Raw genomic sequence first — 13,601 nt, 5'->3', positions numbered from 1 at the left:
CTCAGCCCTCCAATTCGAAGCGGTAGTCTTCGACCACCGTGTTCGCCAGCAATTTCTCGCACATCGTCTTGAGGTTCGCTTCCGCTTGCGCGCGATCGTTCGTGTCGAGTTCGATTTCGAGATATTTACCGATTCTTACCTTGCCGACTTCGCCGAAACCGAGCGTATGCAGCGCGCCTTGCACCGCGTTGCCTTGCGGGTCGAGCACGTTCTGCTTGATCGTCACGTATACCTTAGCTTTCATGGGGGAAGTACCTCCTGATATGGTGGGTGTTGGAATGGCGATGCTATTTGAAAATGAATCGTGTTAACGGTTGTTGATTCGGAGCTTGGGACGGTTGCGATCGGGTGCGAGTTTGGAGCGAATTGGGCTAAGTTCGCTCGACCAGCCGGTTTTCGACGATTTAGCGGCGCCTCGCACCGCTATTTCGCTCGACCAGCCGGCTTTCGACGATTTAGCGGCGCCTCGCACCGCTATTTCGCTCAACAGCCGGCTTTCGACGATTTAGCGGCGCCTCGCACCGCTATTTCGCTCGACCAGCCGGTTTTCGACGATTTAGCGGCGCCACGCACCGCTATTCCGCCGGCCTAGCCGCCCCCGCTTATTACTTCCGCTCCGTCAACCTGCGGGCGATCTCGCGGTAGCGCGAGGTCGTCGCTTCGACGACGGCGTCCGGCAGGCGCGGAGGCGGGCTGTTCTTGTCCCAGTCCGAGCCGGCCAAGTACGCGCGAACCGGTTCCTTGTCCATGCTGTCGATCTCGACGTCGAGCTGATAGTTCTCTTCTGCCCAGAAGCGCGAGGAGTCCGGCGTGAACAGCTCGTCGATGAGGATGATGTCGTCGCCGATCAAGCCGAATTCGAACTTGCAATCCGCGAGGATGATGCCCCGTCCGGCGCAATATTCGCGGCCGAACGCGTAAAGCGCGAGGCTGCGGTCCCGAAGCGCGGCCGCCAGCCCGGCGCCGACCCGGCGCTCCATCTCTTCGAACGGGATGTCCTCGTCGTGTCCGACGTCGTTCTTGCCCGCCGGCGTGAAGATCGGTTGCTCGAGCTTCGAATTTTTGCGCAGCCCTTCCGGCAACCGAATGCCGTTGACTTCGCCGTTCGACTGGTACTGCCGCCATCCGCCGCCCGTGATGTAGCCGCGCACGACGCACTCGATGTCGATCCGTTTCGCCTTGCGACTGACCATGATGCGGCCCGCCAGCTTGTCCGGCTCGCTCACGAGATCGCCGAGCAAAGCGACGTCCGTATGCACGACGTGATTCGGCTGAATGCCCGCCGTTTGCTCGAACCAATAAGCGCTCAAGCCGTTCAGCACGCTGCCTTTGCCCGGAACGGGCGGATCGAGCACGTAGTCGAACGCGGAGATGCGGTCCGTAACCACGATCAGTAGATGTTCGCCGAGATCGTAGAGCTCCCGGACTTTGCCCTTGTGGATCAGGGGGGCGTTAACGAGCCCGACGGCCGTAGCCAATGCTTGCGTAGTCATATGTGCCTCCTCGCGGTTTCCGTGCCTCTTCCCGATTTCGCTCTTTTATTTCAAGCCCAACCGGTCGAAAATCGTATCCACGTGCTTGAGGTGCCACGTCGGATTAAAGCAATCTTCGATTTCTTCGGCGGACAGGACGTTCGTGATCTCTTCCGTCGAACGGACGATGTCTCGGAAGTCGCGTTGCTCTTCCCAGGCTTGCATCGCGCGCGGTTGAACGGTGTCGTACGCTTGCTCGCGGCTGAAGCCTTTGTCGATCAGCTTCGTCAGGACGCGGCCGGAGAACGGCACGTTGTACGTGCGGCCCATGTTGCGCTTCATGTTCTCCGGGAACACCGTCAAGTTCTTCACGATGTTGCCGAAGCGGTTCAGCATGTAGTTCAGTAGCATCGTCGCGTCCGGCAGGATGATCCGTTCCGCCGACGAGTGCGAAATATCGCGCTCGTGCCACAGCGGCACGTTCTCGTAGGCGGTCAGCATGTGGCCGCGAATGACGCGGGACAAGCCGCTCATGTTCTCGCAGCCGATCGGGTTGCGCTTGTGCGGCATCGCGGACGAACCCTTCTGGCCTTTGCCGAACGGCTCCTCGACCTCGCGGAACTCGCTCTTCTGCAAGCCGCGAATTTCCGTCGCGAACTTGTCGATAGACGTCGCGATCAGCGCCAACGTCGCCATATACTCCGCGTGGCGGTCGCGTTGCAGCGTCTGCGTCGAGATCGGCGCCGCTTTAATGCCGAGCTTGTCGCAGACGAATTGCTCGACGGCCGGATCGATGTTGGCGTAAGTGCCGACCGCGCCGGACATTTTGCCGAATTGGACGCCGTCCGCCGCCCGGTCGAACCGTTCCAAGTTCCGCTTCATTTCCTCGTGCCATAGCGCCAGCTTCAATCCGAAAGTCGTCGGCTCCGCGTGAACGCCGTGCGTGCGTCCCATCATCGGCGTGTCTTTGTATTTGATCGCTTGGCCGCGCAGGATTTCGATGAACCCGACGATATCCTTGCGCAGAATCTCGTTCGCTTGGAGCAGCAAGTAGCCCATCGCCGTGTCGACGACGTCCGTGGACGTCAGGCCGTAGTGCACCCATTTGCGTTCCGCGCCGAGGCTCTCGGATACGGCCCGGGTAAAGGCGATGACATCGTGGCGCGTCTCCAGCTCGATCTCGTTGATGCGATCGATGTCGAACTTCGCGTTCTTGCGAAGCGCCACCGTGTCTTCGTGCGGAATATGTCCGAGCTCGGCCCAAGCCTCGCAAGCGCACAGCTCCACTTCCAGCCAAGCTTGGAATTTGTTTTGTTCGGTCCAGATCGCCCGCATCTCGGGGCGGCTATAGCGTTCTAACATGGTTGTTTAGACCCTCCATATGTTCGATTGAGCGATCCAATCCAATGCCGCGTCCAACTTCGGGGCGAGCACGTTCAGATGGCCCATTTTTCTTTTATGCTTCGCTTCGGTTTTGCCGTATAAGTGCACCTTGACTTCGACGCCGAGTTTCTCGGCGACCGGATCGCGCGTCCCCATCCAAGCGAGTAACGGTTCCACGTGCTCGCCGAGGATGTTCGCCATGACGACCGGCGTCATTAGCGACGGATCGCCGAGCGGCAAGTCGCAGATCGCGCGCACGTGCTGCTCGAATTGCGACGTCCGGCAAGCTTCCATCGTGTAATGCCCGGAATTGTGCGGCCTCGGCGCCAGCTCGTTCACGTACAGGCCGCCGTCCGCCGTCACGAACATCTCGACGGCGATCAAACCGACGGCGCCGAGCGTCTCCGCGATCGACACCGCGAGCTTCTCCGCTTCCGCCCTGACGGCGTCGCCGACCCGGGCGGGCACGATCGATAAGTGCAATATATTATGAACGTGGATGTTCTCGGCCGGCGGGAACGTCCGCACTTCGCCCGATGGGCTGCGCGCCGCGATGACGGAAATCTCCTTGTCGAACGCGATGAATTTCTCCAGCACGAGCTCCGTACCGGCGCGGCTCGCTTCTTCCCACGCTTGCTCCAATTCCGCTACGGCCCGCAGTACCCATTGGCCTTTGCCGTCGTATCCGCCGGTCGCGGTCTTCAAGACGGCGGGCAGTCCGAGCGAGGAAGCGGCGTCGCGCAGCGAAGCCAAGCTCGTAATTTCCGCGTAAGGCGCGACCCGCGCTCCCGCGGCTTCCACGGCGCGCTTCTCGCGGAGCCGATGCTGCGTCGTGTAGAGCAGAGCGCTGCCTTGGGGCACGTAGGATTCCGCCTCCAACATCGCCGCCACGTCCGCGTCCACGTTCTCGAATTCGTAAGTAATGACGTCCGAACGCTTCGCCAGCTCCCGAGCCGCTTCGGCATCGCCGTAACCGGCGACGATCTGCGCGGCGGTCTGCCCGCAAGGCGAATCCGGCGTCGGGTCGAGCGTCACGAACCGATAGCCGAGGCGGTTGCCCGCGTGCGCCAGCATCCGTCCGAGCTGTCCGCCGCCGAGAACGCCGATCGTCGAGCCGGGTAGAATCCGCTTCGGCGCGGCCCCGACCTTCGCCTCTTCCGTCCCGGGAATCGCGCATCCGAACTCGTCGCAGACGACGCCTTCGCCGTCGAACAGGCTGACCAGCTTCGGCAATCCGTTATCCCCGCCGCTCATGACGGCAGCTCCGCGTTGTCGAGCACCTCGCGCGTAATGCGCGCGCGACGCTCCGCCATCCGACCTTGCACCTCGGAATCAAAGGCGCCTATGATTTGCGCCGCGAGCAAGCCCGCGTTCGTCGCGCCCGCCGCGCCGATCGCCACCGTGGCGACGGGAATGCCGCCCGGCATTTGCACGATCGACAGCAACGAGTCCAACCCGTTCAACGCTTTCGATTGAACGGGTACTCCGATGACGGGCAATACGGTTTTCGAAGCAACCATGCCGGGCAGATGGGCCGCTCCGCCCGCGCCTGCGATAATAACCTTCAACCCCCGGGATACGGCGGATTCGGCGTATTCGAACATGAGGTCCGGCGTTCGATGCGCGGAGACGACTTTCTTCTCGTACGGAATGCCGAGCTCCTCCAACACCTCGCACGTTTTCTTCATCGTTTCCCAATCCGACGTGCTTCCCATGATGACGCCGACGCTTACCGACATGTTTCCACCCTTCCCCTATTGCAATCTTGTTTTCCCGTTAAAAAATAAAAAAAGATCGATGGGAATACGGTTAGTATTCCCCAATCGACCTTCTTGTTCTCCGCTACCGATAAGCAACGCCCGGCGCCGACAAGACGAAGCCCGAACCGATCAAGGTCCGCGCTTCGATATTGGCGTCGTTGGCGATTGCCGCGTAGTCCGGAAATTAGGGTTTCCGGGTAGAGACGTTCGGGCCGATTCCCGACTTATACGCGTATGAAATTCATGAAATACGATCGCGTTAAATTGCTTTGTCGAACGCTTCTTAGTGTACCTCAGACCCCGAAAACTGTCAAACAAAGACGAACGCTTATATGACACAGAAAACATATTGTTCGGATTTAGACACAAAAGCCTTGTAGCCGATTGCGACGAAACGCCGCATTCCCTGTCCGCTGGAAAGTGGCAAAATAAAAGCCCGCCCCGCTTCCTCCGTGGGAAGCGAAACGAGCTTGGGAACACTTGATGAATCGCGTTCGGCCGATTAGCCTTGCGAACCGATGAACGCGTAACGGGCAACGACCAAAATGGCCAGAATCCACATGAGCCAGTGCACTTTGTGTTGGCTTTTGCCGAAGGCGCTTGCCAGACCTGCGAGCACGACGTAAGTGACGATGCCGAACGAAATGCCGTTGGCGATGTTGTAAGTGAATGGCATCAGGATAATCGTTAAGTACGCCGGAATGGCGATCGTGTAGTCGTCGAAGTTAATATGTTTGATCGATTGCACCATCAGCAAGCCGACGATGATCAGAGCAGCCGCCGTCGCGGAACCCGGAATCAGGTTTACGATCGGAGCGAGGAACAAAGACGCCAGGAAGAAAATACCCGTCGACACGGCCGTAAGACCCGTGCGTCCGCCTTCCGCGACGCCGGCCGCGCTCTCGACGTATGCCGTCGTCGTGCTCGTTCCGAGCAACGCGCCGCCGCTGACCGCTACGGCATCGACGAGCATCGCTTTGCCGACGCGTTTGTTGCCTTCGACCGGATCCTTCATTAAGCCGGCGCGGTTAGCCGTGCCGACAAGCGTACCGAACGTGTCGAACAATTCGACGAACGTGAACGTCACAACGACGGAGATCAGACCGGTTTCGAATACGCCGTCCCAATCGAAGTTCGCGAACGCGACTTCGCTCAAGTTCGGAACCCAGGGGGTGATGTCCGTATTGATCGTCGTTGGAACGTAGCTCGAGCCCATGATGATCCCGATCAGCGTCGTGCCGAGAATCCCGAACAGAATGGCGCCTTTCACGCGCAACACCATTAGAACGGAGATGATGACCAAGCCGATCAGAACGAGCTGAACGTTATGGTTTTCCAAGGAGCCCATATGGAATACCGTTTCGAAGAACATGACGTCCGTGAACTTGCCTTTGGCGATGTCGCTGCCGGCTTCGACGCCGACAGTCAGCAAGCCGCTGTTCTTCAAGCCGATAATCGCGATGAAGAGACCGATACCGACCGTAATCGCGTGCTTCAAGCTATCCGGCACTGCGACGAGCAGCATTTGCCTGATTTTCGTTACCGTTAGAAGAATAAAGATTAAACCGGAAATAAAGACGGCCGTCAAAGCGATTTCGAACGTAATCGGCTTATCCGTAGCCGTGGAGCTTAAAATGACGGAAGCGAAGTACGCGTTAAGTCCCATGCCCGGCGCGAGGGCGACCGGGAAGTTAACGAACAACCCCATCGCGATCGTGAAAATACCCGCTGCCAAAGCGGTTGCCAGGAAGATCGGGTACCATTCTCCGCCCGTCGCTCCCGATCCGAATGCGCTCAGCGTGTTCGGGTTAACCGCCAATATGTACGCCATCGTCATAAACGTAGTCAAACCGGCCATGATCTCTGTGCGTACGTTCGTTCCCAGTTCTTTAAGCTTAAAGAAACGTTCCATGTTCCAATAAACTCTCCCTTCAATGTTAGATGAATGTGGAAAACTAAGGCGAAGCATACAAAAAACCTAGAAGATGGACTCTTCTAGGTTCCGCACAACCGGGAAATCTCATGCATAGGGAGAGCGCGCTTCTCCTTCGCTTGACGACTTCCCTTTCCGTAGACAGATCATTTGCGGTGACCTCGTAGAGACTCCCGGGCCGATTCCCGGGATTATACGAAAAGTATTCAGTTGTTATATCCAAACCATATTCTAGGTTCTAGTACCTAGTCTGTCAACGATTATTTACGAATGTTCGTGTGAGTGTTCGGGGGTCATCGTTCGGAATTTGCACAATTCTCAGCAATGACAGCGTTTCATTTCCATTGAAAGCGAAATCAAGACATATGTTTGGTTGAGTAAATATTTCCATTGCGTCTGCGATCTCCTCGCGCAAAAAAAGCCCGACGGGCGCGAATGCGAACCCGGCAGGCTTGATTATTCGATCGTAACGCTATTCGCTTACTCCCACTCGATCGTGGCAGGCGGCTTCGACGTGATATCGTATACGATGCGGTTGACGTTCTTCACTTCGTTGACGATCCGGTTCGAAATTTTCTCGAGCACGTCGAACGGGATTCTCGCCCAGTCGGCGGTCATGCCGTCGATCGACGTAACGGCGCGAATGCCGACGGCATACGAGTACGTGCGGCCGTCGCCCATGACGCCGACGCTCTTCATGCCCGGCAATGCCGTGAAGTATTGCCAGATTTCGCGGTCCAAGCCCGCTTTGGCAATCTCGTCGCGCAGAATCGCGTCGGATTCGCGAACGATCTCGAGCTTCTCCTCCGTCACTTCGCCGAGCACGCGGATCGCGAGACCCGGACCCGGGAAAGGTTGGCGCATGACGATCGCTTCCGGCAAGCCGCATTCGGCGCCGACTTTGCGCACTTCGTCCTTGAACAGCGTCTTCAGCGGCTCGATCAGCTTGAACTTCATGTCTTCCGGCAGACCGCCGACGTTATGGTGCGACTTGATCGTTTGCGCCGTCGCCGTGCCGCTTTCGACGATATCGGTATACAGCGTGCCTTGCGCGAGGAAAGTGAAGTCGTCGAACTTCGCGGACTCTTCTTCGAATACGCGGATGAAGTCGGTGCCGATGATTTTGCGTTTTTTCTCCGGATCGTCCACGCCCTTCAGGTTGCCGAGGAACCTTTCGCTGGCATCGATCTTCACGACGTTCATGCCGAACTTGCCGACGAAAGTCTCCATGACGCTCTCCGCCTCGCCTTTGCGAAGCAAGCCGTGGTCGATGAACATGCATGTCAGTTGATCGCCGATCGCTTTATGGATCAAGATGGCGACGACGGAAGAGTCCACGCCGCCGGACAGGGCGCACAGTACTTTTTTGTCGCCGACTTCCTTGCGGATGTCCGCCACCATGTCGTCGATGAACGAGCCCATCGACCAATCGCCGCGGCAGCCGCACACCTCGAAAAGGAAGTTGCCGATCATTTCGTTGCCGTGCACGGAGTGGCGCACTTCCGGATGGAACTGGACGGCGTAGAAATGACGGGACGCGTCGCTCATCGCCGCGACCGGAGCGTGCTCCGTGCTGGCGTCGACGCGGAAGCCCGCCGGCAGCTCGGTGACGTGGTCGCCGTGGCTCATCCATACCGTCTGACGACGGTCGAGCTTCATCGCGAGATGGGCGACTTCGATGAAATCGATGTCCGATTTGCCGTATTCGCGCTTATGCGCCGGCTCGACTTTGCCGCCGAGCTGGTGCGTGATCAATTGCATGCCGTAGCAGATGCCGAAGATCGGAATGCCCAGGTCGTAGATCGCCGGATCGACTTGAGGCGCTCCTTCCGCGTACACGCTTGCCGGTCCGCCGGAAAATACGATCCCTTTCGGCTGCAGCGCGCGGATTCTGTCGATCGAGACGTTAAACGGCAACAATTCGCTATACACGCCCAAATCGCGAATACGGCGAGCGATCAATTGGTTATACTGGCCGCCGAAATCGAGAACGACGATCATTTCATGCTGATTCGTAGTCACTTGTAAACCGAGCCTCCTGAGCGTAAACGGGCATCGCCGTTTGTTGCGACGTATCTGTTCCGCGGGTAACTTTCAATTTAAGCTATTATAGCTTTGCGGCTTCGACAGCGTCAAGGCAAGGCGGAGGCGGCGAGGCGGCTTCCGTCAGGTTCAGCTTGCGGTCCGACTGCTGCAAACGGCGAGTAATCGCATCTCGATCGGTTAGGCATTGCCCGCCAGCGCTTGCCTCACTTCTTCCACGTGGCCTTTGACTTTCAGGTTGCGCCATTCCTTGGCGAGCAAGCCGTTCTCGTCGATCAGGAAAGTCGAGCGGACGATGCCCATATACTTCCTGCCGTACAGCTGCTTCTCCTGCCAGACTCCGTATAGTTCGCATACCCGGTGTTCGGTGTCGGCGAGCAACGGAAACGGCAGCTCGTACTTCTTCGCGAATTTGTCGTGGGACTTCAGATCGTTCGCGCTGATGCCGAGGATCGCCGCGTTCTCGGAGCCGAACGCGACGCTCGCGTCGCGGAAATCGCAAGATTCCTGCGTGCACGCGGGAGTCGAATCCTTCGGATAGAAGTAGAGGACGACTTTGCGTCCGCGATAATCGCCGAGCCGGACCACACCTCCGTTGCCGTTCGTCGCGGGAAGTTCGAAGTCGGGGACGGGCTTGCCTACTTCGAGCGGGGGATGAATCGCAGGTTGCGGAGAGTTGTCGGGATGCTCGGGGTGATGGGATGGATCGGATGTCTTGGTTTGCTTGGTTTGCTTGGATGGCTTGGATGGCTTAGGTGGTTTGGATATATTTGATGTATTGGATGGCTTGTTTTGCTTGGATGGCTTGGGTGGTTTGGATGTATTGGATGGCATGAGTTTCTGGGATTCCTTGGTTTGCTCGGATGGCGCCATACGGTTGTGCTCCTTCTTTTTGACAATGGGCTTGGTTTGGCTTATGTTAAGGATAAATCAACAATAGCAACGGAGCGAGCGAAGCACGCCGCGTATCCCCGAGGGGAACGCGGCTTTTTTGCATTCGCTTCGCTACATACGAGGAGAGATGATCATGCAGTTCGACGATATTCACACAAGCTGGCTGGACCAACAAAGGGCCGAACGCAGCGGAGAAGCGCTCCGCAAGCTGAACGAAGACCATGCCTATGCCGAGGAGCTGTTCGCCCGAACCGTATGGCTGCCGGCGGTCGGCACGTTCGACCATCTGCACGCCGAATTCGAAGTGCCTCATGCCCGCAACAGCGCCTATTACCTCGACTTCGCCTACATCCGACCTCCCTATCTCCTCGATTGGGAGGTCGACGACTTCAGCCCGCACGCCAAGAACGTCACTCGCCGCAACTTCGATTACGGACTCGACCGTCAGAACTACTTAACGTTCGCCGGTTGGCAAGTGTACCGACTGTCCCTCGATGCCATACGCGAGCGCCCGCTCCAATGCCAGCAACTCGTGCTTCAAGTTCTCGGCAAGCTGTACGGCGGGACGGCCGCTCAAGAGGGTATCCCTTCTCTCACGTTAAAGCAAAGGGAAGTGTTACGGCTTGCTCTTCGACTTCAAAGGCCCTTTACTCCTCAAGAAGTTTGCGCTCAACTTGGCATTCGCGGGCAACACGCGAGAGCCCTCATGCATGGTATGGTGTCCGCCGGTTTGTTAAGCGCCCACTCGGGTGCGCAACGCATCCGCTCCTATTCGCTTGGTCCAAAGGCACCGAAATGGATTTAGCTTAACGTTACGGCATCACTCTATTTTCATATATAAGCCCTAATCCGTCTGAATAACGTTACGCCATCACTCTATCATCACCAATTACACCCCAAAGTGCGGATTCGCAACACAATAACGTTATCGCATCGCTTTATTTTCGCCTAAGTGGCCCATTTGCCTGAAATAGAGTGATGGCATCACCTTATCTCAAGAATCAACTGGCCAAGTTACTGCAGCTGAATGGTCGGCGGTGAGCAAGGAGTCGGTCGACAGCGCGTAATTTGCGGTCGGCAACGCGCAATCTTGCAATCTGCGGTCAGCAGTGTGCAAACTGCGGTCGGCGGTCGGCGGTTGGCGGTTGGCGGTTGGCGACTTTGCTAGTTGTTAAAGCGGACGACGATGAAATGTGTAAATGCGCGAGTCTTCCAGGGTATCGAATCAAACGGGGAGAAGGTCCCAGGCCACAATCAAGCTTCAACCTTCTCCCTTTCCCCCGGCCCTAACTCCCCGCGCCGCGGTAACGGCGGACGCCGTAGTTCCAGAACCAGAGGCCGAGCGACAGCACGACGACGCCGACGACCGGGGTCAGCCACGCCATCCACCATTCGTCGAGCCGCCCCAGGAAGAACGACGCCGGGTAGACGCCGACGAACGCGAACGGCAGCACCCACGTCAACAGGAAGCGGATCGTACGGTTATAGATTTCGACCGGATAGCGGCCGTAGTTCTGAATGTTGAAGATGAGCGGCCCGATGCCGGTCGGCGCGTCCGAGTAGAAGGAAATGGCCGACAGCGCCGTGTAGATGCCCAAATAGATGAACAAGGAGCCGAGCACCATGATGATCAACACGAACGGGTCGTACCAATGGAACGGCAAGCCAAGCGTCGTCCACGATACGATCATGATGACGAAGCCGACGAGCGCGCCCACGATCGAAGGCGGATCCATGTTCTCGAGCATGACTTGGGACAGCGAATGCGCCGGCCGGGTCAGGACGCGGTCCATCTCCCCTTTCACGATATAGCGCTCGCTGAAGTTCCACGCGCTGAAGAACGTCGAGAATAAGCCGAACGCGATCATAAAGTAACCGTACACGAATACGACCTCCGACTCGCTCCACGTGCCGAGCGTAGGCGTATGCATGAACACGATGAAGATGAACACGAGGTTAAGCCCGTTGAACATCAGGTCGGACAGCACCTCGATCCAGAAATCGGCGCGGTACGACAGCTTTGTTTTCATATAATTGGCGAAATAATCCTTATACAACCCGAGCATGAACGAGAATCGGTTCATCATCCGCTTAACCTCCCTGCACGAACAGCCGGCGACGCGCCGACCGCCAGACGAGCATGATCGGCACGAGCAGAACGGCCGTCCAGACGACTTGCACGAGAAGCGCGTTCCAGATGTCGTCTCCCGCGATCCGCCCCGTGAACACGGAGCCCGGCAAATACGTAATCGCTTGGAACGGCAGCCAATCCATGACCGAGATCGCCCAGCCCGGGAAGAACGCGATCGGCACGACGACGCCGGACAACAGGTCGACGAGCACCCTTTTCATCGACATGATGCCTTGGTTGTTCTCGAAGAAAAACGCGCCGAGCCCCGTCAGAATGTTGATCTGCGAGTTGATCAGGAAGCTGAACCAGATCATGACGAAGAACACGATCCACAGCTTCGGGTCGGTCGGCAGCTCGAGCGGGAAAATGAACGATACGATGATCATCCCCGGCACCATGAACAGCCCCAGGCGGAACAGGCCTTCCCCGAAGCCCTGCATCATCTTGACGAGCAAATACGAATACGGACGGATGATCTGAATCGATACGCTGCCGTCTACGATTTCGTTCGAGATTTCGCGATCCAAGTTATTGAAGTAAAAAGCGCGAGCCATCCAGGACACGGCGACGTAGGTGGACATTTGGATGACCGTGAAGCCCTGCAGAGATTCGGCGTCTCCGTAGATCGCCTTCCATAGGAAGTAATACGCCCCGATGTTAATGGCGTAAATAATGATGCCGCTGTAATAATTGACCCGATAGGCCAACATCATGAGAAACCGAATGCGGACGAAGTCCAAGTATGCGCCTATCATGCTTCTCCGGCCCCCGATTTGACCGGTTCCTTGCCGGACCCGGATCCTGCTCCCGCTGCAGCCTCGGACTCGGACTCGCTCCCCGCCTCCGCCGCCGGTTCGATCGCCGCGGGAACCGCGTCGGTCAACGCGGACAGATCCTTCGGCGCGTCCGCGCTGCCGGACTGATAAATCTCCCGCACGATCTCGTCGGTGTTCGTCTCGAAAATCTTAATGTCGCTAATTTCCCGATGCCCGACGACCCGGGTCAACACGTCGGACACGTTCATCTCGCGCGGAAACCAGACTTTGGCCGTCAATTCGTTCTCTAGCGTCCAACGGACGTCGAGCCCCGAGGTCAAAGCGGACACGTCCGGCAACGCGACCGGATCGTTGAATTGGAACTGGATCTCGCGTCCCTTGCCCCAGCGCGCCTTCAGCTCTTCGAGCCCGCCATCGTAGATGATGCGGCCGTCGTCCAGCATGATGACGCGCGAACAGAGCGCTTCGATGTCCTGCAGATCATGCGTCGTCAGCAGGATCGTCGTTCCTTGCTCGCGGTTGAGCCGCTTCAGGAACTCGCGGATTTCGGTCTTCACGACGATATCGAGTCCGATCGTCGGCTCGTCCAGAAACAGAATCGACGGATTGTGCAGCAGCGCCGCCACGAGCTCGCATCTCATCCGTTGGCCGAGGCTGAGCTTGCGCACCGGACGGTTGAGCAGCTCTTGAAGCTGAAGGGTTTCCACAAGTTCGTCCAGCCTATTCTTGAAATCCGTTTCCCCGACCCGGTACACCTTGCGAAGAAGCCGGAACGATTCGATGACGCCGATGTCCCACCAGAGCTGGCTGCGCTGGCCGAACACGACCCCGATGCCCTGCACGAATTTCTCCCGATCTTTATAGGGAACGAATCCGTTCACGAGAAGCTTGCCGGACGTCGGCACGAGAATGCCCGTGAGCATCTTGATCGTCGTCGATTTGCCTGCCCCGTTCTCCCCGATGTAGCCGCAAATCTCTCCTTGCGGGATTTGAAAGCTGATATCTTTGACCGCGGTCACTTCGGTATGCTCGCGCCGGAACAGATCCTTGAGCGCCCCCTTGAGACCTTCGCGGTTTTTCTGCACGCGGAATTGCTTTCGCAGCTCATTCACGTCGATCGCTAACATGCATTGCCTCCTCATGCGCGCTTAAAGCGCGATGGCGATTAACAGGATTAAATTTCCTTAACTTGCTTATCCCTTTGCCGAA

The 13,601-nt window shown here is 57.7% G+C and carries 12 protein-coding genes and 2 riboswitches; of the genes, 1 reads left to right on the top strand and 11 read right to left on the bottom strand.

Annotated elements, in window-relative coordinates; translation table 11 throughout:
* Position 1 precedes the first annotated feature (1 nt).
* The 8 genes from purS to ACFPPD_RS19165 form a co-directional block, all read right to left on the bottom strand.
* Complete coding sequence (gene purS, locus ACFPPD_RS19200; RefSeq protein ID WP_209747905.1) at positions 2 to 244, bottom strand: phosphoribosylformylglycinamidine synthase subunit PurS; 243 nt, start codon at positions 242 to 244, stop codon at positions 2 to 4.
* 361 nt (positions 245 to 605) lie between these two features.
* Entirely contained in the window at positions 606 to 1,493 is an 888-nt protein-coding gene (locus tag ACFPPD_RS19195) for a phosphoribosylaminoimidazolesuccinocarboxamide synthase (RefSeq protein ID WP_209747903.1), read from the bottom strand.
* Between the two features lie 45 nt (positions 1,494 to 1,538).
* Positions 1,539 to 2,834 carry an adenylosuccinate lyase gene (gene purB, locus ACFPPD_RS19190; RefSeq protein WP_209747901.1) on the bottom strand — a complete coding sequence of 432 codons (1,296 nt, stop codon included), beginning with the start codon at positions 2,832 to 2,834 and terminating at the stop codon, positions 1,539 to 1,541.
* Positions 2,835 to 2,840: 6 nt separating this feature from the next.
* The gene (gene purK, locus ACFPPD_RS19185; RefSeq protein ID WP_209747899.1) at positions 2,841 to 4,109 is read right to left on the bottom strand and encodes a 5-(carboxyamino)imidazole ribonucleotide synthase; all 1,269 of its coding nucleotides are present in this window, start codon (positions 4,107 to 4,109) and stop codon (positions 2,841 to 2,843) included.
* On the bottom strand, positions 4,106 to 4,594 hold the full coding sequence (purE, locus tag ACFPPD_RS19180; RefSeq protein WP_209747898.1) for a 5-(carboxyamino)imidazole ribonucleotide mutase: 489 nt from the start codon (positions 4,592 to 4,594) through the stop codon (positions 4,106 to 4,108). The genes purK and purE overlap by 4 nt, the downstream gene beginning before the upstream one ends.
* Positions 4,595 to 4,768: 174 nt before the next feature.
* A riboswitch (purine riboswitch) is annotated at positions 4,769 to 4,867 on the bottom strand.
* 250 nt (positions 4,868 to 5,117) lie between these two features.
* Complete coding sequence (locus ACFPPD_RS19175) at positions 5,118 to 6,527, bottom strand: NCS2 family permease (RefSeq protein WP_209747895.1); 1,410 nt, start codon at positions 6,525 to 6,527, stop codon at positions 5,118 to 5,120.
* Between the two features lie 139 nt (positions 6,528 to 6,666).
* Positions 6,667 to 6,767: riboswitch (purine riboswitch) on the bottom strand.
* 261 nt (positions 6,768 to 7,028) lie between these two features.
* On the bottom strand, positions 7,029 to 8,549 hold the full coding sequence (guaA, locus tag ACFPPD_RS19170) for a glutamine-hydrolyzing GMP synthase (RefSeq protein ID WP_209748060.1): 1,521 nt from the start codon (positions 8,547 to 8,549) through the stop codon (positions 7,029 to 7,031).
* Positions 8,550 to 8,771: 222 nt separating this feature from the next.
* Positions 8,772 to 9,464: a peroxiredoxin gene (locus ACFPPD_RS19165; RefSeq protein ID WP_378082917.1), complete on the bottom strand. Its 693-nt coding sequence runs from the start codon at positions 9,462 to 9,464 to the stop codon at positions 8,772 to 8,774.
* Between the two features lie 154 nt (positions 9,465 to 9,618).
* Here ACFPPD_RS19165 and ACFPPD_RS19160 point away from each other — a divergent pair, with 154 nt between their 5' ends.
* On the top strand, positions 9,619 to 10,290 hold the full coding sequence (locus ACFPPD_RS19160; protein WP_209747893.1) for a DNA-binding response regulator: 672 nt from the start codon (positions 9,619 to 9,621) through the stop codon (positions 10,288 to 10,290).
* Positions 10,291 to 10,771: 481 nt separating this feature from the next.
* Here the strand turns inward: ACFPPD_RS19160 and ACFPPD_RS19155 are convergent, their stop codons facing one another.
* Genes ACFPPD_RS19155 through ACFPPD_RS19145 form a run of 3 tightly spaced genes read right to left on the bottom strand, consistent with a single transcriptional unit; the run spans position 10,772 to position 13,519 of the window.
* Positions 10,772 to 11,569, bottom strand: a complete 798-nt coding sequence (locus tag ACFPPD_RS19155) for an ABC transporter permease (protein WP_209748056.1) — start codon at positions 11,567 to 11,569, stop codon at positions 10,772 to 10,774.
* Between the two features lie 7 nt (positions 11,570 to 11,576).
* Positions 11,577 to 12,371: an ABC transporter permease gene (locus ACFPPD_RS19150; RefSeq protein WP_209747891.1), complete on the bottom strand. Its 795-nt coding sequence runs from the start codon at positions 12,369 to 12,371 to the stop codon at positions 11,577 to 11,579.
* Positions 12,368 to 13,519, bottom strand: a complete 1,152-nt coding sequence (locus ACFPPD_RS19145) for an ABC transporter ATP-binding protein (protein WP_209747889.1) — start codon at positions 13,517 to 13,519, stop codon at positions 12,368 to 12,370. The genes ACFPPD_RS19150 and ACFPPD_RS19145 overlap by 4 nt, the downstream gene beginning before the upstream one ends.
* Between the last annotated feature and the right edge of the window lie 82 nt (positions 13,520 to 13,601).

This window comes from Cohnella suwonensis (assembly GCF_042655365.1).
Taxonomy (GTDB): domain Bacteria; phylum Bacillota; class Bacilli; order Paenibacillales; family Paenibacillaceae; genus Cohnella; species Cohnella suwonensis.
The sequence above is the reverse complement of the archived record's forward strand: the minus strand, read 5'-3'. Positions and strand labels throughout refer to the sequence as shown.